The 24,242-nt window shown below is 45.1% G+C and carries 18 protein-coding genes; 8 read left to right on the forward strand and 10 right to left on the reverse strand.

Annotated features, from left to right (window positions below; translation table 11 throughout):
- Nucleotides 1-184: 184 nt before the first annotated feature.
- From QZW82_RS17145 to QZW82_RS17165, 5 genes are all read right to left on the reverse strand, one after another.
- The gene (locus tag QZW82_RS17145) at nucleotides 185-1,336 is read right to left on the reverse strand and encodes a hypothetical protein (RefSeq protein WP_293150237.1); all 1,152 of its coding nucleotides are present in this window, start codon (nucleotides 1,334-1,336) and stop codon (nucleotides 185-187) included.
- 346 nt (nucleotides 1,337-1,682) lie between these two features.
- Nucleotides 1,683-6,206, reverse strand: coding sequence for a cobaltochelatase subunit CobN (gene cobN, locus QZW82_RS17150; protein WP_293150239.1), 4,524 nt, complete (start codon nucleotides 6,204-6,206; stop codon nucleotides 1,683-1,685).
- 290 nt (nucleotides 6,207-6,496) lie between these two features.
- Nucleotides 6,497-7,369: a DMT family transporter gene (locus tag QZW82_RS17155; RefSeq protein ID WP_293150241.1), complete on the reverse strand. Its 873-nt coding sequence runs from the start codon at nucleotides 7,367-7,369 to the stop codon at nucleotides 6,497-6,499.
- Nucleotides 7,366-8,067 carry an ABC transporter ATP-binding protein gene (locus tag QZW82_RS17160; RefSeq protein WP_366665037.1) on the reverse strand — a complete coding sequence of 234 codons (702 nt, stop codon included), beginning with the start codon at nucleotides 8,065-8,067 and terminating at the stop codon, nucleotides 7,366-7,368. The genes QZW82_RS17155 and QZW82_RS17160 overlap by 4 nt, the downstream gene beginning before the upstream one ends.
- Nucleotides 8,068-8,360: 293 nt before the next feature.
- A complete protein-coding gene (locus QZW82_RS17165; RefSeq protein WP_293150245.1) occupies nucleotides 8,361-9,173 on the reverse strand; it encodes an ABC transporter ATP-binding protein in 813 nt (270 codons plus the stop codon).
- Between the two features lie 51 nt (nucleotides 9,174-9,224).
- On the opposite strand from QZW82_RS17165, the gene QZW82_RS17170 reads away from it, so the two are divergent.
- The 5 genes from QZW82_RS17170 to QZW82_RS17190 all read left to right on the forward strand — a co-directional run bounded on the left by QZW82_RS17170 (nucleotide 9,225) and on the right by QZW82_RS17190 (nucleotide 15,758).
- Nucleotides 9,225-9,524 (forward strand): DUF4258 domain-containing protein, encoded by a 300-nt coding sequence (locus QZW82_RS17170; protein WP_293150247.1) that lies wholly within the window; start codon nucleotides 9,225-9,227, stop codon nucleotides 9,522-9,524.
- A 4-nt stretch (nucleotides 9,525-9,528) separates the two neighbouring features.
- Nucleotides 9,529-9,780 carry a type II toxin-antitoxin system MqsA family antitoxin gene (locus QZW82_RS17175; RefSeq protein WP_293150249.1) on the forward strand — a complete coding sequence of 84 codons (252 nt, stop codon included), beginning with the start codon at nucleotides 9,529-9,531 and terminating at the stop codon, nucleotides 9,778-9,780.
- Nucleotides 9,781-9,972: 192 nt separating this feature from the next.
- Nucleotides 9,973-12,603, forward strand: coding sequence for a HEAT repeat domain-containing protein (locus tag QZW82_RS17180; RefSeq protein WP_293150251.1), 2,631 nt, complete (start codon nucleotides 9,973-9,975; stop codon nucleotides 12,601-12,603).
- 235 nt (nucleotides 12,604-12,838) lie between these two features.
- Nucleotides 12,839-13,708, forward strand: coding sequence for a Uma2 family endonuclease (locus tag QZW82_RS17185; protein ID WP_293150253.1), 870 nt, complete (start codon nucleotides 12,839-12,841; stop codon nucleotides 13,706-13,708).
- Nucleotides 13,709-13,889: 181 nt separating this feature from the next.
- Nucleotides 13,890-15,758 (forward strand): tetratricopeptide repeat protein, encoded by a 1,869-nt coding sequence (locus tag QZW82_RS17190; protein WP_293150255.1) that lies wholly within the window; start codon nucleotides 13,890-13,892, stop codon nucleotides 15,756-15,758.
- A gap of 599 nt (nucleotides 15,759-16,357) precedes the next feature.
- On the opposite strand, the gene QZW82_RS17195 is transcribed toward QZW82_RS17190, so the two are convergent.
- Nucleotides 16,358-16,990: a L,D-transpeptidase gene (locus tag QZW82_RS17195; protein WP_293150257.1), complete on the reverse strand. Its 633-nt coding sequence runs from the start codon at nucleotides 16,988-16,990 to the stop codon at nucleotides 16,358-16,360.
- Between the two features lie 1,017 nt (nucleotides 16,991-18,007).
- Between QZW82_RS17195 and QZW82_RS17200 the strand changes: the two genes are divergently transcribed.
- Both QZW82_RS17200 and QZW82_RS17205 read left to right on the forward strand, forming a co-directional pair.
- Nucleotides 18,008-18,427 (forward strand): autotransporter, encoded by a 420-nt coding sequence (locus QZW82_RS17200; RefSeq protein ID WP_293150259.1) that lies wholly within the window; start codon nucleotides 18,008-18,010, stop codon nucleotides 18,425-18,427.
- A gap of 106 nt (nucleotides 18,428-18,533) precedes the next feature.
- A complete protein-coding gene (locus QZW82_RS17205) occupies nucleotides 18,534-19,880 on the forward strand; it encodes a PQQ-dependent sugar dehydrogenase (RefSeq protein WP_293150261.1) in 1,347 nt (448 codons plus the stop codon).
- Between the two features lie 235 nt (nucleotides 19,881-20,115).
- Here the strand turns inward: QZW82_RS17205 and QZW82_RS17210 are convergent, their stop codons facing one another.
- The 4 genes from QZW82_RS17210 to QZW82_RS17225 form a co-directional block, all read right to left on the reverse strand.
- Complete coding sequence (locus tag QZW82_RS17210; protein ID WP_293150263.1) at nucleotides 20,116-20,682, reverse strand: DUF924 family protein; 567 nt, start codon at nucleotides 20,680-20,682, stop codon at nucleotides 20,116-20,118.
- A 292-nt stretch (nucleotides 20,683-20,974) separates the two neighbouring features.
- Nucleotides 20,975-21,331, reverse strand: coding sequence for a peptidoglycan-binding domain-containing protein (locus QZW82_RS17215; RefSeq protein WP_293150265.1), 357 nt, complete (start codon nucleotides 21,329-21,331; stop codon nucleotides 20,975-20,977).
- Nucleotides 21,332-21,586: 255 nt separating this feature from the next.
- The gene (locus QZW82_RS17220; protein ID WP_293150267.1) at nucleotides 21,587-22,225 is read right to left on the reverse strand and encodes a ThiF family adenylyltransferase; all 639 of its coding nucleotides are present in this window, start codon (nucleotides 22,223-22,225) and stop codon (nucleotides 21,587-21,589) included.
- Between the two features lie 151 nt (nucleotides 22,226-22,376).
- Nucleotides 22,377-23,204, reverse strand: a complete 828-nt coding sequence (locus QZW82_RS17225) for a hypothetical protein (protein ID WP_293150269.1) — start codon at nucleotides 23,202-23,204, stop codon at nucleotides 22,377-22,379.
- Between the two features lie 297 nt (nucleotides 23,205-23,501).
- Between QZW82_RS17225 and QZW82_RS17230 the strand changes: the two genes are divergently transcribed.
- Nucleotides 23,502-23,894: a DUF4189 domain-containing protein gene (locus tag QZW82_RS17230; protein ID WP_293150271.1), complete on the forward strand. Its 393-nt coding sequence runs from the start codon at nucleotides 23,502-23,504 to the stop codon at nucleotides 23,892-23,894.
- The last annotated feature ends 348 nt before the right edge of the window (nucleotides 23,895-24,242 follow it).

Below are 24,242 nucleotides of genomic sequence, written 5' to 3' on the forward strand. Positions count from 1 at the left end.
TAGATATTACCTTAAATGTTAAATTCCGCGACTTCTGAGAGTGATGCAGGGATCTGGGTGTCCTGTTTGTTTAGCCGTTGTTGACTTAATTGTGTATTTCGGTGTCGGATTTCATGACGGCTGTGGCTGCAAGGACGATCTATTTGAGATTTTAGATTTGGGATTTTAGATTGTGAGATTCTTTCTAATCTATCGAACTCTTAACCAAAGGTCTGTTTGCTACAAATTGCTTGACACGATTCACTAATAAATAGCACGACAAACCAGCAAGAGCTGCTATGACAATTACCCTTAACTGCTTGAGTGCAAATAGCAAAGAGTGCGAAAATGACAGTTTCATAGCCTGGTTGTCGCCGTAAATTTGAGTATCTATTGGCTTAAAAATGTACATCAAAGCATTTAAAAATGAACTCGGATGCTGTTCGCTAACCGCTACAAAAGGATGATTTACACCGACAAAAGAGATGATAATCGACAGACAACTCACAAATATAAAAGCTTTTCTCAAATTCTTGGAACTTTTGATATCCTCGCTGATTTGAGCTAACGGTAAGCAGAGCAAAAACATAAGATTGGCATACCATCTGACTCCATAAGAATACCCACTGTAATTGTTAGAACGCAGAATGTACATCAGGACGTAGGCGGATGATGCCAAAAGAATTAATAGATATTCTTGGCGATACTTGAATTCTTTGTTTCGTAAAATCTTCACAAAACCAAAAATCGAGAATACCAGAATAGGAGTATAAGAAATTAAGCCTCGATGACCTATTATCATGTGAAAAGCATAATTCAAAAGGGCTGGAAAATTTGAATGATATGCTAAGCCTGAAAGGGTTGTGCTATCGAAGGCAGAACCTGGATATTCCCACAGGGATTGATTCATGGAAGGTGGCCGCAGGCTACCAGACGTGTAAAAATTTAACTGTAAGTAAATCACCATGACTAAAGCGCCAGCCAAAGCAAAAACTATCTTTGATTTCAGAGGTTTATTGAAAAAGCTGACAGCGAAAAACGGGACAAAAATAAAAGCTACTACATCAATGCTCCCAGCCAGTGTAATTAACAGACCTGAGAGCAAAGAATATCTAATACTTTCTTTGACCCTGAGCAAATAGTAAAATCCTGCCATCAGTAAACTTGCACTAACTACATGATTGCTAAATACGGTTGAGTAAGGTAGCAGCAGAGTTCCTGTACCAGCAATTATTATAACTACATCTATCCATGTTTCCTCTACTGCCAAAAACTTAAATATCCTGTACAAATAGACTATGCCCGTGGCTGTAGCCACCCCTACAACTAAAATTATCAGTAGGGTATTAGTGAGCATGAATTGATTTTTGAAAGAGATACCAAACACCTTCAGCAGAGCGTAAAAGAATGAACCATATATGGATAGAATAGGAGGCTTGTCAGAGTAGAAGTGGCCTTGGTATAAGTATTTATCGATAGTCCAAATAAATCGGGAATTGTCAATAATGAAGGTATGGAAATCTACGAGAGATTCAATCGTGGCTAACCTGGAAGCATCGTTGCTAGTTGCTACTGGTCTTGTCAGTAGGGCAAATAGACCTAAAAACACTGAAAAAATTTGCCATTCTTTTTGAATTCTCATGCTCTGCATCCAAATTTTATAGATTCAAATCGATCAACCTTTGTAACAATCGCTTAACAAATTACTGCGATTCGATGACTGCTTCGGCTTCCAGGGCGATCGATCGCAATTTATCAATGATATCCTGACTGGCACTCTCCCACAACCCCCGCTGGCGAGCTTCTAACAATCTTTCCGCCATATCTCGCAGCGCCCAAGGATTGTTTTTTTGAATAAATCCCTGAACTTTTTCATCAAAAATGTAAGCCTGTGCAATTCCTTCATACATAAAATCTTCAACGCAATTCGCCGTCGCATCGTAAGCAAACAAAAAATCGACAGTGGCGGCAATTTCAAAAGCACCTTTATAACCGTGGCGCATCGCCCCTTCAATCCATTTCGGATTTACCGCCCTGCTGCGATAAACCCGCGCAATTTCTTCTCGCAGTTGTCGCACTTTTGGATTTTCGGGAATCGAGTTATCGCCGAAATAGGTTTCAGGATTTTTCCCTTGCAAATTGCGAATTGCCGCAGTCATTCCGCCTTGGAATTGATAGTAATCGTCGGAGTCGAGAATATCGTGTTCGCGGTTGTCTTGATTTTGCAGCACAATTTGCATTTGGCCGAGGCGTTTGGTAAATGCTTCGGGCGCCGAACATCCCCATTCACTCCCGGTAAATTCACCCCCCCTAGCCCCCCCTTGTAAAGGGGGAGGACAAGAAAGAGAAGCATTGGAATTAGCCCCCCCTTGATAAGGGGGGGTATTGGTGGAATTAGCCCCCCCTTGATAAGGGGGGGTTGGGGGGGTATTGGTGGAATTAGCCCCCCCTTGGTAAGGGGGGGTTGGGGGGGTATAGACTGGTGGTGAAGCGCTAAATTCACCCCCCCTAGCCCCCCCTTGTAAAGGGGGGGGACAAGAATTGGAATTAGCCCCCCCTTGTAAAGGGGGGGGACAAGAAAGAGAAGAGTTGGCATTAGCCACATCTTTACCAGAAGAAGTGGAGGGGGTACTTGTATAGGCGTAACTGCTCCAATTAATGTAAGCTGTTGCTAAATCCCCGTCGTCTGTCCAGTTTTGAGCTTCAATTATGCCCTGAAGTCCCGCACCATAAGCACCCGGCTTTGAACCAAAGACTCGAAATTGCGATCGCGCTTGGGCATCTTCCCGACTCAAACCAGCCAATTCCCAATCCAAAATCTCTTGTTTAACTTGTGCTGCTAAAGGATTGTCTTCCGCAGGTTCATCTAAATCTGCGACAGCTTTGACAGCCGAGTCAAACAAATCAATTAAATTAAAAAAAGCATCGCGGAAAAAGCCAGAAATCCGCAAAGTAACATCAACGCGCGGCCGCCCCAAAACAGAAACAGGCAAGATTTCAAAATCTACAACCCGGCGCGAAGGCCCATCCCAAATTGGTTGAACTCCGATTAATGCTAGGGCTTCAGCGATGTCGTCTCCGCCTGTCCGCATTGTCGATGTTCCCCACACTGACAAACCCAAAGTTTTAGGATATTCGCCATTTTCTTGAGTGTATCTTTCGATTAAAGTTTCGGCTGCAACTCTGCCAACTCTCCAAGCAGTTTCTGTGGGAATGGCGCGGATATCTACCGAGTAAAAATTCCTGCCTGTGGGCAATACATCGGGCCTGCCGCGGGTGGGTGCGCCGGATGCACCGCTGGGGATGTGTTTCCCATCTAGTCCGCGCAACAGGTTGGTGATTTCTTGGTTTGTTTGGAGGAGTGATGGTAAAAGATAATTGGCAATCCAATCTAATTCTTGTTGGGTTGATTCTCCAATTTTAACCGCAGGTGGATGCGGATGAACGCGGATATTTTTGATTAAATCATCTACTAATTCTGCGGCTTTTGCTTCTAATTCTGCGGTTAAATCGCCTGCGGTGGTTAAGGGATCGAAATCGTAATCTAAGTCTTTGGCGAGGGCGCGAGTTAAGCCGATGCGATTTGTGCTAGGATGGCGGGCGATCGCAATTATCAAATCTCGCAACTGTCTGCCTTGGGGACATTGACCAAAAATATGCAATCCGTCGCGGATTTGGGATTCTTTGAGTTCGCAAAGATAACCGTCGGTGCGGGTGATAAACTCGGTAAATTCGGATTTATTGAGTTGGATGCCTAAGTCTTTATCTAGATTTTCCTGGTTGGTGAGGGCTACAATGCGATCGCGAATCATCGGTAATCTGGACGGATCTAAGCTTTGGGCTTCGCAATATTCGTCGATTAAGGCTTCCAATTGCTGCAAAGGCCCGTAAAGTTCGGCGCGAGTCATCGGCGGGGTGAGGTGGTCGATTATCACGGCTTGCGATCGTCTTTTTGCCTGGGAACCCTCCCCCGGATCGTTGACAATAAACGGATAGAAATTCGGCAGCGCGCCCAATGCGACTTCGGGATAACATTTATTAGATAGTGCCACACTTTTACCGGGAAGCCATTCTAAATTCCCGTGTTTTCCCGCATGAATTATCGCATCAATTCCCAACTTTTCCCGCAGCCAATAATAGTAAGCGAGATAATTGTGAGTTGGTTCCAAATCCGGTGCGTGATAGTTCAAACTAGGGTCAATTTCGTATCCCCGCGACGGTTGAATTCCCACAAATACATTGCCAAACTGAATCCCCGGAATCGGAAACAGATACGCATCCAGGTTCGTAGTAAGGACTTCAGTCCTTCTTTCCCCAGTCGCCAATCCCCATCTATTACAAATTCCATCCTGTACTTGCTGAGGCAAAGTTGCAAAATACTCTTCATATTCTGCCAAATCCAAATATTGATTAACAGGCCGCAATTCCCGTCCTTCCGGGTCATTTGTCACACCGGAAATGAGCATTTCAATTAACTCACCGCCGCTGCTGGGAATGTTATCTACTCGATAACCGGCTTCCTGCATAGCTTTGAGGATTTCCACACAGCTAGCGGGCGTATCCAAGCCGACGCCGTTAGCTAAACGGGCGTTGCGGGTGGGATAATTTGCGAGAATTATGGCGATGCGTCTGTTGGCGGCGGGGGTTTGCTTCATCTTCACCCACTTCGCCGTTAAGTCTGCTACGAATGAAATGCGATCGTCCGCAGCGACATATCCTACCACATCTGTTTCTAATTCGCTGTTCCAAGTCTGTACTGCTTTAAAAGAAACAGCCCGAGTAATGATTTTACCATCAACTTCGGGCAATGCCACATTCATCGCCACATCGCGGGGGGAAAGTCCTTGCAATTCAGCTTCCCACTGTTGCAAACCGCCGCCGCTGAAGATTGCTTGCAAGATAGGAACATCTAAGGAGTTTAAACTATTTTGTTCCGGTTCTGGATTGTTGAAACCGGAGACTGCAAAACTTGTCGTATTGATAAGTAATTGAATTGGTTCGGATTCTTTTGGTTGAAAGTATTCCAGCAATTCTATTTGTAAATCAGGTTCCCGCAGCGAAGACACAAAGACGGGAACTGGTACTAAGTTTCGTTCTGCTAAAGCTTGACAAAGTGCATCAACTGGCGCTAAGTTTCCCGATAAGTAATGAGCGCGATAAAATAAAATGCCGACTTTCGCCTGGGTTGGTAAACCCGGAGATCCCCCCCAGCCCCCCTTAATAAGGGGGGGGCAAGAAGTTGTCAAAGTCTCGGTTTTTAAGGGCGATTTAGGAGCATTGGCATCGCTTGGTAAACCCGGAGATTCCCCCCAGCCCCCCTTAATAAGGGGGGGGCAAGAAGTTGTCAAAATCTCGGTTTTTAAGGGCGATTTAGGAGCATTGGCATCGCTTGGTAAACCCGGAGATTCCCCCCAGCTCCCCTTCTTAAGGGGGGGGCAAGAAGTTGTCAAAGTCTCAGTTTTTAAGGGTGATTTAGGAGCATTGGCATCGCTTGGTAAACCCGGAGATTCCCCCCAGCTCCCCTTCTTAAGGGGGGGGCAAGAAGTTGTCAAAGTCTCAGTTATTAAGGGGGATTTAGGGGGATCGGAATCTGGGTTCAAAGTCCCCCTTATTAAGGGGGATTTAGGGGGATCGGAATCTGGTAGTAAAATTCCCAAACCAGCCGTTGTATTTCCTCCCCAGTCATAAATTCCCACCCGAGAAACTGTTTGAGGAAGAGGCGGATTGTAAGCAGTTTTCAAACAAGTGTCAGCCGTAAACTTGAGTGCATTAACAAAATTCTGGACTCCGCCTTCAGTGAAATAACGCCACAGTTGATTTACTGCCGACAGCGATACATTAGAATGACTAATTAAATCTGGATCGGGACTATCTTCACCGGGCATTACAATCAATACCGCATTAGTTTTCTGCACCGTTTCCCGCAGAACTTCTAATCCGTAAGACCAATAAGAACGCCCACCTAACAGCCTTAAAATTATTACCTCCGCGCGTTCTAAAATTTCCTCAGCGTAGGTGTCAATGGTTAATTGTTGCTGCAATTGAAGCAGATTTACGGCGCGCACTTTCGGGAATTCGGGTGGCATTTTGGATGCGGCGGCCGCGAGTGTTTGAATGTCCGTGTCAGCAGCACTAATAAATACGATTGGTGCTGGGGTTTGCTGAATAAAAATTACTCCTTCTGCTTGAGGGTTCCAACCTCCGGGCGTAGCTGCTATTTTGTGCATTAAATTTTCCTCTATAATAAGTTAAAATTCCAAATTCTCAGAGACAAATGCTCTCACTTAATTCTTACACGAAAAAAGATGTTTGTAGTGAGGACTTTAGTCCTCAGATTTGGAGCGGACTAAAGTCCTCACTACGAGCCTGAAAAAAGATGTTTGTAGTGAGGACTTTAGTCCTCAGAGTTGGAGCGGACTAAAGTCCTCACTACGAGCCCGAAAAAAGATGTTTGTAGTGAGGACTTTAGTCCTCAGAGTTGGAGCGGACTAAAGTCCTCACTACGAACCTTGGAAAGTCATAAGGTGATAAAGAAAACTCCCAAAATCATGATAGCAGATCCTAACAATCTTTGCTGAATATCTTTTTCCTTAAAAATGAAATGACCGAAAAGTACACCCATTAATACGCTGGTACGCTTAACTGCGATTACCTGCACAACTAAAGTCATTGTCAAAGCTTGCATCTGAAAAACGACTCCTAAAGCATTGACAAAACCCATTGTTGCTAGCAGCGGTAATTGCTGGATAATTTTGCGGCTGGGGTTGGGGGTTTTGTGCAGTAAAACTGGTAACAATAACACACTCATGGTCGTAAATAAAGAGAACAACCAAAAAATCGGGGAAGAGTTTTGCACGCCTATTTTGTCGAAATTTGAGGTGATACTCCAGAGAAAGGCTACGATTAACATTAATTTTGGCCCTGGTTCGTGCAGTAGTGCTTTGAATGGGGCTAGGTATCCTTGAGATTTTTCTTTGATGTTTAATAGATAGGAACCAGTGACGATGAGAAAAATTCCAATACAATCAAAAAAGTTGGGATATTCGCCGACAATTAACGGTGAAGTTAGCAGCATGAATAAGGGTGTCAAAGCTACTAGCGGCACGGTTAGGGATAAGTCGGACAGTTTGATGGCTTTAATGTAGAGGATGGCTGTGACTGCATTGATGCTTCCTCCGATTAATAAGGCTATCCAAAATAGCGGGTTTAATTGGGGATTTAGTTGCGGTATTTTTATGAAAAATAAAAAGGGTAGTAAAAAAAGTGCTGAAAAAAATGCTAATGACCAAGCTACGACATATTCATCGTTTTTTTTCAGGTTTTGCTTGCTGAAAACGTCTTTTACGGCTTCAAAAAAAGCGGTGAGAATGCCAAAAATTAACCAAGTCAACCTAAATATGCGCTCCTGACTCGCTCGTCGTTTAGCAAATCCGATCCTGTACCTGTGAGAGTCATGTTACCAGCTTCTAGTACGTAAGCCCGATCGGCAATTTGGAGCGCCAAATTAGCGTTTTGTTCTACCAACAAGATTGTAACCCCCGTAGAGCGTAGGTTTTGAATGATTCCGAAAATTTCTTTGACGATCGCAGGTGCTAAGCCTAAACTAGGTTCGTCCAATAATAGCAGTTTCGGGCGGCTCATGAGCGCGCGGGCGATCGCCAGCATTTGCTGTTCCCCGCCGCTAAGGGTTCCCGCCAGTTGAGTCCGCCTTTGGGCCAAGCGCGGAAATATCTCGAATTGGCGGCTTAAATCGGCTTTGATGGCTGCGAAGTTCGATCGCACATAAGCACCCAATTCCAAGTTAGCTAACACCGTCTGTTGCGCCAAAACCCTTCGTCCTTCTGGACTGTGGGCGATTCCCAATTTTACCACTTCGTGAGCTTGGCGGCGACTAATATCGCGCCCGCTGTAGATGATTTGTCCTTCCCGGAAATTAACTATTTTAGAAATTGCTCTCAGGGTGGTACTTTTCCCTGCACCGTTAGCGCCGATGAGACTGACAACTTCGCCCGCATTTACGGTTAAATTGATATTTTGCAGGGCTTGAATTCCTCCGTAATTTACACAGAGATTTTTGAGTTCTAACAGGATATTTTTGGTGGTCTTTGGGGGAAAATCGTGCATTTTATCTGACTTTGAGCTTGAAGTATATGAGATTATTGGTTGGGCTGGGCGGGTTTATGAGATTGTTAGTTTTATGCAGTTATTGTTTGTGAACCCGCCCCTACAATATTTCGGTAAAAACCTATTTTTGACAGCCATTAATATCAATTTTAATTTACATGATACCTGTAGGGGCGGGTTCGCCAACCGTAATCGACTGAAATCGATCGTCTCATAAACCCGCCCCCACCCAAGGAACAATCTACTGTTTATTTTATCTATTTTTCGTCTCCCAAATAAGCTTCTATTACAGCAGGATCGTTCCTAACAAGAGCAGGTTCACCCAAGGCAATAAGCTGACCAAAATGCAATACAGCAATGCGATCGCACAATCCCATCACCAGCGGTACGTGATGCTCGATCAATATTACAGTCAAATTGAATTGTTCCCGCACTTCCCGGATAAATTCGCTTAACTTTTGCTTTTCCTTGGGATTCATCCCCGCCGCTGGTTCATCTAACAGCAAGATTTGCGGTTCCAGGGCTAAGGCACGGGCAATTTCCAAACGCCTCTGATCGCCGTAGGGTAGGTTTTTGGCTTGTTCGCCCGCCCGATCGCCCAAACCGACCAAATCCAACAATTCCAACGCTTTTGCCTGGGTTTCGCGCTCCATGGCGTTAGATTCTGGTAAGCCGAAAATCCCCGATAGTAGCGATAATACCGGATTTTGCGATCGACTGTGGATGTGTCGGGCGATCGCCACATTCTCCAACACCGAAAGTTCCCCAAATAAACGAATATTTTGAAAAGTTCTGGCAATACCTTTGTTCGCAATTTGATGTGGTTTAAGTTGGGAAATATCCTCATTTTGATAAATCAGTTTTCCGCTGTTGCTGGGTATCAGCCCAGTCATTAAATTAAATAGGGTAGTCTTGCCCGCGCCGTTAGGGCCGATCAGTCCAAATATCTCGTGTTTTTTAACTGTAAAAGATACGTCGTTTACCGCCACTAAACCGCCGAAGCGGCGAGTCAATCCTTGGGCTGCTAAGACGGGAGTGCTTTTTGAGAGGGTAAGTGGTTCGGAAATCATCAAATATGATAGAATAGAGATTATGTGATTATGCCTTAGACTTAAGTATAAATGGAAGCCGAGGAAATTCAAGCAAGAGTTCGCCAAAATTTATATGTTTATACAGCTCATGGAGATATCGAGCGTCAGGCTGATGACTTAACTTTTACTCAGGTTGAGGAAGCTTTGCTCAACGGAGAGATTCTCGATCAATATCCTAATACTGGTCGAGGTGAAAGTTGTTTAGTATTAGGTTATGTAAGTGAGATATCCATTCATATAGTCTGCGGCTGGCGCGGTGAAAGAATAGCAATTATAACTGTCTATATTCCCAGTCCCCCAAATTTTATTAACCCTAGAACCAGAGGATAAACTGATGCGAGAAATAATCCCATGTAATACCTGCGGTAGCAGTAGCTATGAGGAACGTAAAATCAATTACTTGTACAGTCACAAAGGTAAATATTTGCTAGTTCCTAACACGCCAGTTGAGATTTGTATTGATTGCGGCATGATATATTATGATGCAGCAGTTCTTAAAGAAATTGAGCGCCGTTTCTTTGCTATTCACCAGCAGCATGAAATGCCCGATTCATATATCCAAATTCCCAGCAAAAGTTACACGTAAAGAATTGTTGTTTAAGGAAAAAACCGGAATGTTATTAAAATCCCGCTTTTTAAGCAGGATTTAGGGCGCTCGATTTCACCACCGAGAAGCACAAATTTAGATCGCCCGAACTCTGGAAACCAATTTGATGAGAATGTAGATACAATAATTCAAATGGCTGAGACGGCTCATCAAATACAAGGATTCTGGCCCATGACGAAGCACTACCGACAAAGATTAGTTGCCGTAATTGCCCTCTCGTTTCTATCTTTCACATCACCTTTACTGTTGACTCGGAATGCTGCGGCCCAAAACCTGAGCGCATCGAAGGCTAATCCCAAAGAGATTGACTCACTCATCGAGAAGTTAAAGACTAATGATGAAAGGGAACTTGATGCAACTATTAAGAAGTTACGAAAAATAGGTAAACCAGCCATCCCCGCTTTGATTGAAGCTTTGCGCGATCAGAATTTGCTAGTCCGCCGGAGTGCTGCCGAGGTTTTGCAACGATTTGGTGCCTCTGCTATTCCTGCCCTTGTCAAAGCCTCGAAAGACTCAGATGTGCTGGTACGTCGTCGCGCTGCTGTTTTGCTGGCAAAAAGTTTGCTGGTAAGCGAAATAAACAGAAGCCCTTTATTCTCATCAGAAGCTAAAGCAGTTGTGCCACAGCTAGTTCTCCTACTTAAAGACTCCGATCCAGATGTGCGTATCAGTGCAGTCTATGCCTTGGGGAATATCGGTGGAGAAGCTAAAACAGTTATACCGCAGCTAATTCCCCTACTTCAAGACTCCGATGCAAGTGTGCGTAGCAGTGCAGCCTCTACCTTGGGGCTTATCGGTAAAGAAGCTAAAGCTGTTGTGCCGCAGCTAGTTCCCCTGCTTCAAGACTCAGATACAAGTGTGCGTACCAGTGCAGCCTATGCCTTGGGGAATATCGGTGGAGAAGCTAAAACAGTTATACCGCAGCTAGTTCTCTTACTTAAAGACTCCGATGCAAGTGTGCGTGGCAGTGCAGCCTATGCCTTGGGATTTATTAGTGAAGAAGCTAAAACAGTTATACCGCAGCTAGTTCTCTTACTTAAAGACTTCGATGCAAGTGTGCGTGGCAGTGCAGCCTATGCCTTGGGGAGAATCGCTCTTAGGCTTCAAGAAAAAGCAAAGATGCTAACTTCACCGGAGTTAAATGAGGTCGTATCAAATTTAGAATCAGCCTTGAAAATTTTGGCAGAACCTAAAGGTGGTGTATCACCACAAACAACGATCGCAAATCTCCGTGTATACATCAATGTTCTCAAAGCCGAACAAAACGATCGCCTATTCGTAAAATCAATTATCCAAAATCCCTACATCTGGGGAACCGGAATATACTTATTTTTACTCTTCGGAACCTTTGCCATCCGTCCACTGTGGCTGCTAAAAATCTATGAAACCTTAAAACCGATCGGCTTCAAAATACCAGTTCTCGGCACAGACGTATCCCTCGGCAACTTGATATTTTTCAAATATCATCCCAGAGTCCTCGATGCTTGGGTGACAGCACACATCCAAGCCCCGCGAAACGAATTTCAGAAGCGGGAAACAGTGCGCGATCGCAAAATTTTCGTCCCCATTCCCGTCATCCTCGACAACAACACAATTGCAACTTTGAAAGGCAAAGATTTGCAGCCCACATTTGCTCAAAAGCGCGGCTGTTTGTTGATTTGGGAAGAAGGGGGAGCCGGAAAAACCAGTTTAGCTTGTCAGATTGGCAAATGGGCGATGTCGGATAATCCTGAAGAACGTATTTGCAGTCATCGAATGCTGCCAGTTCTGATCGAAGAAGAACTCAACATAAAAGTAACAGAAGGCAAACAGCCATTCATCGAAGCAATTCGCGGTCAATTGCAAGATTTAACCGACACTGCCGAGCCGATTTCTGAAGAATTATTACAACAATTGCTCAAACAGCGGCGCATTCTAGTTATCGTCGATCATTTCTCAGAAATGAGCGAACAAACACGAACAGCAATTAAACCGGGAATGCCAGATTTTTCTGTTAATGCTTTGCTGGTAACTTCGCGGCTGCAAGAAGATTTAGATAAAGTTACCAAGACCACAATCAAACCCCTCCGCATTGCCGGAAATCGATTGTCATCGTTCATGGAAAGCTATCTCAGCCAACGGCAAAAGCGCGACTTATTCAGCAGCGATACTGAATTTTTCGATGCCTGTATCCAACTATCAACAATCGCAGGCGACAGAAACATCACCGTTTTGCTAGCCAAACTCTATGCCGACCAACTGATTGCCAAGAAAGAAGGCACAACTGACGGCAATTTACCAGATAACATTGCCGAGTTAATGCTGCACTATTTAAACCAAGTCAACCACAGCGTAACAGAGGATAAGATCAGCGATTCCACCGTCCAAAAAGATGCTAAAATCATCGCCTGGGAATGCCTGAAGTCAACCTATCGCCCCGCAGCAGCAAACCCTAAAAATGCGATAATTGCTCTGGGTGCAGAGAATCCAGAATCGCGAATCAAGTATTTAGAAGAGAAACTCAGAATCATCCAAACAAAAGGTGTCGCCCACGACCAAATTCACTTTGCTTTAGATCCGGTAGCCGAGTATTTAGCCGCGTTGCATTTGCTAGATATTAACGGCACTGATGAGAGTAAATGGCAAGATTTTTTGAATATAGCAGACTCCCAAAATTCACCAGAAGGAATCAAAGGCTTTATGCTAGCAGTAAAAGATTGCTATCTCGATGAAATTAGCGGTGCAAAAGATACTGATTTTCTGCCACAACAAATCACATCGCGCTATAATGTAACAATTACCGCAGTGCCTGTATCTCCTTAATATCACATCCGTTATCAATTTAATGGGTCGTTGCAGATATCTCGATCCCCCTAAATCCCCCTTAGGTCGGGGGACTTTGACCAGAATCTTGTCCTTAAGAAGGGGGACTTTGAGCAGAATCTTGTCCCCCCCTTATTAAGGGGGGTTAGGGGGGATCGGAGTCTATGCAGCAGTCAACAATCATTCCGGTACAATCGGAATTGATATCACATCTCGCAGGGATATTTGTATAACCATGTACATACCAGATTCGCAATCTTCCCAAGCAAAAGCGTTGCCGACGATGTACGATCTACCTAGTGAAGACCCCGATGATACTGGGTTTGACGAATATCATCGATGGCAAGCACAACTTTTGTCTGCTAGCTGCATTCCCCCTAATTATCCAGTCGATCGCACATTTTCAGCCAGCGATCTCAATCTATACTACGACTCTAACCATCCCAATTGGTACAAAAGACCCGATTGGTATTTAGTTGTGGGCGTTTCGAGATTTTACCAAGACAGAGACTTGCGCCAAAGTTACGTCATTTGGGACGAAGCAGTCAATCCTTTAATTGCGATCGAATTCCTATCACCAAGTACGGAAGATGAAGATTTAGGGCTGACAGAATCAGAACCAAACAAACCGCCGACTAAGTGGCAGGTTTACGAGAGAATTTTGCGGATTCCCTATTACTTTGTTTTTAGCAAATACAACAATCAATTGAGAGTATTTCGCTTGATTGGCAACCGTTACCGCGAACAAGTGCTAACAGGTTCTCGATTCTGGATACCGGAAATACAGTTAAGTTTGGGTTTGTGGCAAGGCGCTTTTCTGCAAAATGAAAGGTTGTGGCTGCGCTGGTACGATATTAATGGGAATTTGATTCTGACTCCTGAAGAATTTGCAAGACAGCGAGCTCAATTGGAAAGCCAACGAGCCGAATTGGAATGCCAACGAGCTGAGTTTGAAAGGCAGCAAGCTGAAATTGAAAGGCAGCAAGCTGAATCTGAAAGGCAACGTGCTGAATCTGAAAGGCAACGTGCTGAATCTGAAAGGGAGCGAGCCAATCGTTTAGCCGATCGCCTCCGAGTAATGGGCATTAATCCAGATGAACTGTAAAATTTAATATAGGACTTGCTCTGTCATCCGACAGTAAAATTAGTTTGTAGTAAGGACTAAAGTCCTTCACTGCTGAGGACTAAAGTCCTCACTACAAACATTCTTTTAAACTGTAAGATGAAATACTAGCGTCAAATGCTGCTAGCACTGCCCATAAAAATTTATTAACTAAAAATAACTTATGCCAGAACCTACTTCATTGCGCGATCGCTACCTAGCACTGATCGATAAAATTGTCGAAATCACCCTCAAAGGTCAAATTCGCTCCAAAGAACAAGTATATCAAATGTTGGTGCAAGACATTGGCACCGGCACCGGCGAAATCTTTGAACGCTGTTTCGGCGAACGCTTAGATGCCACTGACAACCTGCTCAGAAATGAAAAGGACGAAATCAAACAAGCCAAGGCAAATCGCAGCCTCAGAGCGCTCAAAACTATCCAAGGAGAATGGGAACGCTGGCAGAAGGATAACCGCGTCGATCGCGAAATCGCATCTTCCATCCAACAAATCCTTGCCGCCGAATCTAACGGCCGCCTCCTGGCAATATTGCAAATAATCGATCCCAATAAAGAACATCCGCTGACTCTCGATCAATTGCAGCAATTGTCAAAATCTGTTCACCAACAAATGCTGCAAACTACCAATCCCGAAACCGAACGAGATTTGCAGCAAATCACAGCCGGGATTGCTAAAGGTTTAGAATCTTGGCAGCGCTTGGAACCGGAACTCGTCGGCTGGATTTATCAGCCGCAGCAGCTAGGATTCGCCGGCAGTCCCGAACAAAATGGGCCTTGGGCTTTTTGGGCTAAAAAAGTTAATAGTGCCTTTGTTAATGCTCTTTTACAGACTATTGCCAGGGGTGATTCTATCGTTGAATTTGCAGCCAAGCAGTCTAATGTAGAATTAGGTACGCTGCTGGAATTGGCGATAATTTTGCAGTGTTTGCAACGGGCTTTGGTAACATGGTTCGACAAGCAAGTTTATGATTCCAAGGTGTCCACAAAAGCTTCGATTTCTACTTATATTACTTTTTCGGTAATTTGGAGTCAGCTAGCTAGTGGATTTAATAATTCTACGAAGAGCGGCGAACAGTTGGCAAATGCTTGTTTTCAGGTGACTTTGCAAATTTTACGCACTTTTTCTCAGCGGGAATACTTTCCGCTTTACGGCGGGATTTTTGCTTCGTTTGATGGTAAAGCTTTGCGGCATACTTTGGATTATTTAGATGAACCGCTGCGGCGTGTTGAAGGTACTCAAGCGAAGGCTCGGATTCTGACGCTTTTGGGTTATTCGATGCAGGCGGCTGGGGCTTACGAACGATCGATCTTACTGCACAAGCAATCCCTGGAAATTGCCCGCGCCGAAGGAGATAAAGCCTGCGAAGTCGCTAATCTCAATCATATCAGCCGCAATTATGTTGCTCAAAAAAATTATCAGGAAGCGATTAATTACAGCCAACGGGCTTTGATTATGGCACGGCAGGCGGGAGAGCGGCAAGGTGAGGCGAACGCGCTGGCTAATTTGGGCTACAGCGAGGTGTTCCAGGCGCGGCAGTTGGAGGAGGTGGAACCGGAGGTTTACGAAAGCGCTATTAGTTATTTGGAACAAGGTTTGTTATTGTCGGAGAAATTGGGCGATCGCCAAAGTCAAGCTTTTTGCTCTAGCAGCCTCGGTATTGCTAAAATTGCTCTGGAAAATGCTGCTGGTGCGATCGAGTATTTGGTCAAAGGTTGGCAAGCTGCTCAATTTTCCGGCGACTTATATCTCCAAGGTCTCAATTTAGCTTATTTAGCTCAAGCTTATTACAGCCTAAATGAGCTAGAACAAGCAATTTTTGCTGGCTGTTTGGGGATGTATACTTTGGAGCAAATTGGGGCGATGGAATGGCGACAATCGGCTGGTTTGCTGACTATTTTGCGCGGACAAATGGGGGCGGAATCTTTTAAACAGTCTTTAGCCAAAAGTCGATCCCGCATCATGCCAGTAATTGGTGTTGATGGCTACGATTATATTCCGGAATTGTTGGAAAAATACCAGCAATCTATTTGATATCAAAATTACTCGACGGTTGAAACTCGGCGGTTGAAACTCGGCGGTTGAAACCGCTACTACACAAACGATGTCCGCCTCCGCGGACTAAGAAAATCTTCAGAAACTCGGCGGTTGAAACCGCTACTACACAAACGATGTCCGCCTCCGCGGACTAAGAAAATCTTCAGAAACTCGGCGGTTGAAACCGCTACTACACAAACGATGTCCGCCTCCGCGGACTAAGAAAATCTTCAGAAACTCGGCGGTTGAAACCGCTACTACACAAACGATGTCCGCCTCCGCGGACTAAGAAAATCTTCAGAAACTCGGCGGTTGAAACCGCTACTACACAAACGATGTCCGCCTCCGCGGACTAAGAAAATCTTCAGTCCGCGGAGGCGGACTTTGTTTTTGTAGCCGCGATTTCAATCGCCGGGAATTGATGTTTTTGTAGCCGCGATTTCAATCGCCGGGAATTGATGTTTTTATAGCCGCGATTTCAATCGCCGGGAATTGATGTTTTTGTTGAAACTCGGCGATTTCAATCGCCGGGAATTGATGTTTTTGTAGCCGCGATTTCAATCGCCGGGAATTGATGTTTTTCTACTCGAACACAACTAATGTTCGACTATTACCGGAGTGCCAACTGCGACTTTCTCAAATAAAGCTTGGGCATCTTTATCAAACATTCTGACACAACCGTGAGAAGCCGCTCGCCCGATCGACTCTGGATTCGGAGTACCGTGAAAACCAATCACATTTTTACCATCCGTCCAAAACCCGATCCACCTGCTTCCCAGGGGATTGTCCGGCCCTGCGGGTACAAGTTCTCCAGTCCAAGGATGTTCCCAAACTGGATCTTTAATCATGTGTGTAATTTTAAAATTCCCCGTGGGAGTTTCCCACCCGCCTTTACCGACAGCCACCGGGAAACTGGCTTGCACCTTATTTTTGCGGTAAACATAGACCCGGCGTTCTCGCAATTTCAGCACTAAACGCACTTCCTCAATGGCATTTTGCGGCGCGTTTGGTTCCTGGGGAAGATACTGAGACGGTTCGCCTAATGGTGGCAGTTCGGGAACTCCGAGATGTGGCAATTTTACATCGGATTTTGGCTGCTGGGCGATCGCCCTATTACTCAAATTAGCCACCTGTTCGGCTGCTACCTGCTGCTGGAGGGGAACCGACAGCGCCGCTGCGCTCAAACTCAGCACAATTAAGTTGTTAAATAAAAATTTGCTGTTCACCATTATTTTGTTCGCTAAACTCCTCACCAGCAGTTCCTACAAATTTCCTATGTAATTATCCGCAAACTCCACCGAACAGCCACAATTTAGAGATGGCTTTTTTTGTGTAAATGCCCTGCCCAGTTTTGAGTTTCAATTCTACAAATTATAACTTGTCTAACTGTCACAAGATAGGTTTGTAGTGATGAATGCGATTTTAGGAAATTTGATGCGGACTAAAGTCCTCACTACAAACCAATATTTTTTATTGTCAGTAATTTTACGGATACGATCTAACTCAACAAAAAACTTACCTGAAATAATTGGTTGAAAGCTTCTCCTTGAGCGGGAGAAATTAAAATCAGACGATTCATTACTCCAATCCTCGGACTTCCAGGCAGAGGTTGCTGTCAACTATTAATTGTCAACTGTCAACTGTCAACTGTCAACTGAATGAAGCACTAATATCAAAGAAACCGGGATTTTATACGGCTAATGGTGGCGCTGGGCTAGAGATTTTCGCGAACAAATCCGGTTGATGGGTAAATCGCGCAAGTCAATGATTGAATTTTACCTCCGACTCATTTGATTTTTTTATCTGTGGCAGACTGGCGATCGCAAATTGAAACTATGGCGCTGCTGCATCCGGCAAGCATAATCTGTCTGTTGGCAGAGTTTGCCGCCCGTGGCACCACAGTTAGAGGGGCGCAAAAAAACGGAAACGGTCGATCGAACAAACTCAATATATCACGCCGACACTCTAGAGATTCGAAGCACTGAACTTCTTGTAACAGGGGAACTTTTGATGTATAATTCAGTCTTTGAAAACTTGTTCGATAATCTTTTTTTGAGATTGTCCTAAATTTACTACTCCGGGGATTAAACTGGATTAGGTTTAAAGGTTGGGACTTTCGCGCAGCGGAAGCAAGCCCGACCCTGAATAGCAGTTAATGTGAGGTTTCAATGCGTCTTCAGAAGATCAAATTATTTACAGGTGCAACCCTGTCGGTACTAATATCGGCGGTTTCAGTGAATCCTGCGATGGCTAACCCTCCAATTGAAATAGCCCAAACGCAGAGCACCACAACAGCCAACGCTCAAACCATTATTGGTTTTGTCAAAAATATTGTCGGCGACATAGTAACAATTAGCCCAGAAAGCGGGCCGTACAGGACTCTCAGGATTCAAAGATGTATCCTGAGAATTACGTCTCTGGTACCGGGAATGAAAGTCAGAGCCACCGTAGCCGGAGATCAGGTAGAAAGGCTCGTCGTGATCCCCGATTATAAAGTAGTCTCTACCACAGTTGTTCGTCCCCCCGCTCCAGCACCGCGTCCGGCCCCTGAACCGCCACCGCGTCCGGCTCCCGCTCCCCGCCCAGTTCCCCGTCCCGCTCCCGCTCCGGCTCCGCGTCCGATTCCGGCTCCGCGTCCAGCTCCTCCTGTGAGAGGACTTTGGTAGAGCTAGATTTCTAACCAGAATTAAGCCACCGCGCGCGCGGTGGCTTCGCTTTTTCAGAGCAGTTAGAATAAGAGAATTGTCCAGCAATTGTTGAGAAATCGCTGCTATGTATTACCTGCGTTTCTTGCTGCTAATTCTGCTGTTACCGCTGGTTGCGTGCGATCGAGCTACCGATGCTACAGCGACTCCTGTACCCGCACCAACTCCCCTGTCGCAAATTCCCTCCGTTGCACCGCTGACAAATGTCCGCACCAATCAAACTGTACCAACCAAGCCGCTATCGCCGCAGCCGATCCGCATTGTTGCAACTGCTTTGCCGCAGCCTTTCGCCACCCAAAGCGCCTCGAAACCTCCTCAAGTAGTACCGATTCCCCCATCGCCAGTGCTGCAAGTCCCTCCGGGCTTTGTCGTCAGCGTTTTTGCTGACAATTTAGACGCTCCCCGATGGCTGGCTTTGACGCCGACAGGAGATGTTTTGGTAACAGAAACCCGGCAGAATCGGATTAGGCTGCTCAGGGATGCCAACGGTGATGGCGTTGCTGAGGTGAACATGACTTTTGCTAGCGCCCAAAACGGCTTAAATATTCCCTTTGGTATGGCTTTTGCCGATCGCTATTTCTTCCTAGGAAATAGCGATGAAGTCCGCCGATTTCCCTACACAAGAGGACAAGAACAATTAACAGGTACTGGTGAAAAAATTGCCACTTTACCGGGCGGCGGCTACAATCAACACTGGACGCGAAATGTTGTCGCTTCTCCTAACAACCGCCAGTTGTTTGTATCAGTTGGTTCCCAATCTAATGCCGACTCCGAACCCTTACCCAGGGCGTCGGTGCAAGTGATGAATTTGGACGGTACAAACCAGCAAACCTTTGCTTCCGGTTTGCGAAATCCGGTGGGATTGGATTTTCACCCAAAAACCAATCAACTCTACACGACAGTCAACGAGCGCGACGGTTTGGGAGATGATTTGGTGCCGGATTACTTGACCAGAATTCGTCAAGGCGAGTTTTACGGCTGGCCATACACTTATTTTAAGCCAAATTTGCTCGACCCGCGCCACGTCAAAAATGGAAAGAGCGATCGGCCTGATTTAGCGGCTAAAACATTGATGCCAGACGTGCTGTTTCAGGCACATTCGGCAGCTTTGGGACTTCAGTTTTACGACGGGAAAACGTTTCCCAAAAGATTTCTGAACGGGGCGTTTGTAGCGTTTCGCGGTAGTTGGAACCGGAATGCAGGAACGGGTTATAAAATTGTGTTTGTACCTTTTAATGCGGCGACTGGACGCCCTCAAGGTTATTATGAGGACTTTCTGACTGGTTTTCTCACCGATCCGTCGGGCCCGAAAACTTGGGGGCGGCCTGTTGGTTTGCTGGTTTTACCTGATGGGAGTTTGTTGTTTACTGAGGAAGCGAACAACCGGATTTATCGGGTGCAGTATCCCCGGTGAGCAAAGGGCAAGGACGTTTTTTTAAAGACAAGATCGTATGTGGTAAAATAACGTTTTATAAGTTTCTTAGTAAGTTCGTAGTAAGGACTTCAGTCCGTCTTCAGGTTCGTAGTAAGGACTTCAGTCCGTCTTCAGGTTCGTAGTAAGGACTTCAGTCCTCCGAATTTTTGCCAAGAAAGAAGGACTAAAGTCCTCACTACGAACCAATCTAACTACGAACCAATATTGATAAACTTTAAAACCCCGAACCTGGTTGTTTTAAAAACTCTGCTTCTTCGGGGGTTGTTTCGCGTCCGAGAATTTGATTGCGGTGGGGAAATCTCCCAAAACGCTCGATGATTTTAAAATGCCGCACTGCAAAATCAATGACTGAATCGCTGTCAGGTTCGCCGCTGAGTTGGCGAAATAGTTTCACAGATTTTTGCTGGTGTTCTAAGTTTTCGCTGTGTTCAAAAGGCAGGTAGATAAACCACTTTTGTACAGTCAACAATTCGCGATCGAAGTTATTGTTAACAGCGTGTTGGGCGGCGGCTAAGGCTTTGCTGTCCGTGGCGAAGGCTTGGGGATTTTCGCGAAACATATTGCGCGGAAATTGATCGAGCAGTACGATCAATGCTAGGCAGTTTTCTGGGGTATTTTGCCAGAAGTCGAGTTGACCCGAGGCTGCTCGTTCGTATTCTGCCAGAAAGCCCGATCGCACTTCCGTATCAAAAGCCGCATCTTTCTCAAACCACTTCTTTTGAACTTTACCAAACTCTGGAGAGTTCGATCGCCCAAACCAAAAATCTAAAATTTCATTCATTACCAATCTAGTTAGGCATTGATTATTAATGGAAATTTAGGTATCTGTAGTTGCACAAAATCTACTTAATGTACAACTACAAATTCCAGGGATTAATGATTGCCAAAAATGACTCGATCCAAACACAGATACTTGCTTTCCGACGATATGGAGGGTCGAGAAAAAAAATTAGATTGTAGAGTTTAAGCTTCCAGATTCATCTGTTATTGAGTAAATCTAAAATCTAAAATCTAAAATCTAAAATCTAAAATTGAGTGACTTAGGAACTTTTGCTGTCCGGTAGTTGAATTTACTAACTCGAAAACAGTCTGTCCCAAGTTTTGCCTCCCACAATTCCGTCTACAGGAAGTTTTTCTTGCCGCTGAAATATTTTCACTGCATCTAGGGTTGTTCTACCGAAGATGCCATCAAGTGCGATCGGTTCTGGGCAGACACCCCGGGCGTTCAACAATTTTTGCAGTTTCCTCACATCTTCCCCTCTCGATCCGTGTTTTAAAACCCTTTTATGGTAACGGACTTCTGGTTCGTGACAATCATTAGTGTGGCAAGCTGTGCTGCTGCTGCCAGAATAAGTGGCTGCATTGGCGCCAGTCAAAACTAATAATCCGAGAACTGCTAGTAAATAATAAAAAGTCTGCGATCCAACCATACTTTCCCTGTTAATTTTCTTAAGCGTTTTCTGCAAGTTTGACCCGCAAGAAACGGGTAAAAGCCACCGACACCAGGAGTGGACTATATCAAAATTTTAGACTTTTGTTCGAGTTCCCAGATGCAATCGGAGAGTCAATCTAAAATCTAAAATCTAAAATCTACTGACAATTGTTTGAGAGTGAGAAACCTGGTTTCTGGGATGGAGGCGTCCAATCTCGATTGACCGGGTTTCTAGCAACAGTCAACAGACATTCTACAATATAAGTGGCTTTACTGCAAAATCTCTGATTGTGCAAGTTAAATTTTGTTGCTCTTGGGTTGCAGCAAAGGTAACAATTACTTCGCAGGCAACAGCAACCGTCAGCATTACCAAGTTTCTCGCCAGCGGGTAATCGCAAACGTCATCATTGGCGGCGGTCGGAACCCGATAGTGTTGGTTCCAAATTATTTCGGAGTAATCGGCGGCTAATCCGACGTGCACGCAGGGAATGGAGGCACTCGCACAGTAATCTTTGACTGCTTGGCGCCCGACGCTGTTATCAAAAGTATCGATCGCAACGGCGCTGTTGGCAAGCAGTCGATCGACATTGGCGGGTGTCAATTCCTTTGAGTGCGCGTCAATGCTGACAGACAAAGCGCGGTACAGGTTGTTGGCGAGAATTTTGGCTTTGAATGCGCCGATGTCCGATCGATAATAGGGTTGAGTGGAAAGGTTGCGCTCTTCGATGCGATCGCGATCGACGACTCTTAACTGGCAAAAGCCCGATCGCGCCAGACTCTCTACAATATTCGCACCCAAAGCCCCCGCGCCGCACACCGTTACCGGGAAATTTTTAACCAGCGACATCACTGCGGAAGTTCTGTAAAGTTGTTCGTGAAAAAATATACTCATGACTGTTGACTGTTGACTGTTGACTGTTGACTGTTGGGAATTGGGAATTGCTCAGCTATTCTGCATTAAAAATTTTAATGTAAAAAACTCAAAGTCTTGTGGGGCGATGCTCCTAGCCCGCCCCAGACGTACAAATTAAATGCTGTAAAGCTTATCGATTTTCGACTACTCCAACTAATGACTGCAAGTCGAAATCATTGTCCAAGCCGCTGAGACAAATGCCAGCACTCATAACTGTTAAGTCATTTTTGGCGATCGCCGAACTATGATGTTCTCCACTGCCGCTAGTCCATTCAACCAGCCAATAATCAGCGCGATCGGAAAAATCCCGCAACTCGCCGCCGCCCATCTTCAACGCCCGCTGCAAGCGCTGTTCGTCACGGACTTTCGGAGCGAAATCTTTAATATTTCTAGTCACCAATTCATAAACAGTTCGCATTTCTGGAGTCATCCCTTTAAAGCGAACATCTTGAGGCAAAATCAACTTTTTTAAAGCTGATCTCAACTGCTCGGACAGCAGCGGATCGGCGCGCCTGTCAATCTCTTCAAACCACAAACAATTACCGTCCCACCGCGCCACAATCTGCTCGAACTGGGAGCCTTCACTCACTAAATGTACAGGTACAGGTTTAGCAAAACCCACGCGCTGTTTAGCATCAGACTCGTTAACAGGATAAGCCAGCCAAGTTTGCCCTTGCAGCACGCGAGCTAATTGCAAGCGAATCGGGACAAGCAGTTGCAAATACTCGGCGATTTGTGGCAAACTCGGTTCCTCAACTACAGCAGCAATTTTATCATTAATTGACCCCAAAATCGCCCATCCTTCAAAGTTGCGCTGCTGCAACTGAAAAGTATAAATCATGCCACCTATCTTTGTCCGCACCCTTCCCCCTCGAACGCAAGGAGCCAGGAATTGGGTATCGAGCAGTTCCCCTTCTTGGGCAGCGAGTTTGCTGATGATTTTGCGGATGTTTGCCATGGAAGTGACCTCCTTCAACAGTTGACAGTTGACAGTTGACAGTTGACAGTTGACAGTTTAAGAGCGACCTTTACCTAGAAGGAAGAGGATTGGAGTAATGAATAGTCTGATTTTATTTTCTCCCTATCGGGGAGAGGCTTTCAACCAATTCTTTCTGGTGATTTTACTTGTTTTTACACGATCTGCATAGAAATTAAGCAAATATAAACATTTGCCAGCAATCTTGACATCAATAAAATTCAGAATATAATATTAAACAAGCATTCAAAGTTAACGTTGTAAAAATATCGAGTGAATATGCTGCAAAAACTCTGTTTTAAGTTAGTAGTAGTGACAAGTCTGATACTTTCTATTGTTGGCTCTGCCCAAGTAGCTAAAGCTCAGAACAGTCATGGAGCTACTGCTTATTCTCCGACTTCTGACGCCACCGGTATTAGTTGGGATCATGGTACAGAGAAAGAAGCGCTAGATGCAGCAGTAGCCGCCTGCAATCAACAAAGCGGTGGGGCTAACGATTGTCAAGCGCTAACCTCTAATACCAATAATTGTGGAGCGATCTCAGTAGGCAAAGGAGGAGCAGGTGCGGGCTGGGGCGGCGATAAAGCAGCAGCAGAAGCTCAAGCTCTCGCTGCTTGCAGCGAACTGGAAGGAGGCAATTGTAAAATTCAGCTTTCAGCTTGCAACAAGTAGTTGAATGATGAATTTTTGCCTGAACGGTTTGTAGTGAGGACTTTAGTCCGCAGAAAAAGAAGGACTGAAGTCCTCACTACAAACCTATTTTCTTATGGGGTTTGTAGTGAGGACTTTAGTCCGCAGAAAAAGAAGGACTGAAGTCCTCACTACAAACCTATTTTCTTATGGGGTTTGTAGTGAGGACTTTAGTCCGCAGAAAAGAAGGACTGAAGTCCTCACTACAAACCTATTTTCTTATGGGGTTTGTAGTGAGGACTTTAGTCCGCAGAAAAAGAAGGACTGAAGTCCTCACTACAAACCTATTTTCTTATGGGGTTTGTAGTGAGGACTTTAGTCCGCAGAAAA

It is taken from the genome of Microcoleus sp. bin48.metabat.b7b8b9.023 (assembly GCF_013299185.1).
GTDB lineage: Bacteria > Cyanobacteriota > Cyanobacteriia > Cyanobacteriales > Microcoleaceae > Microcoleus.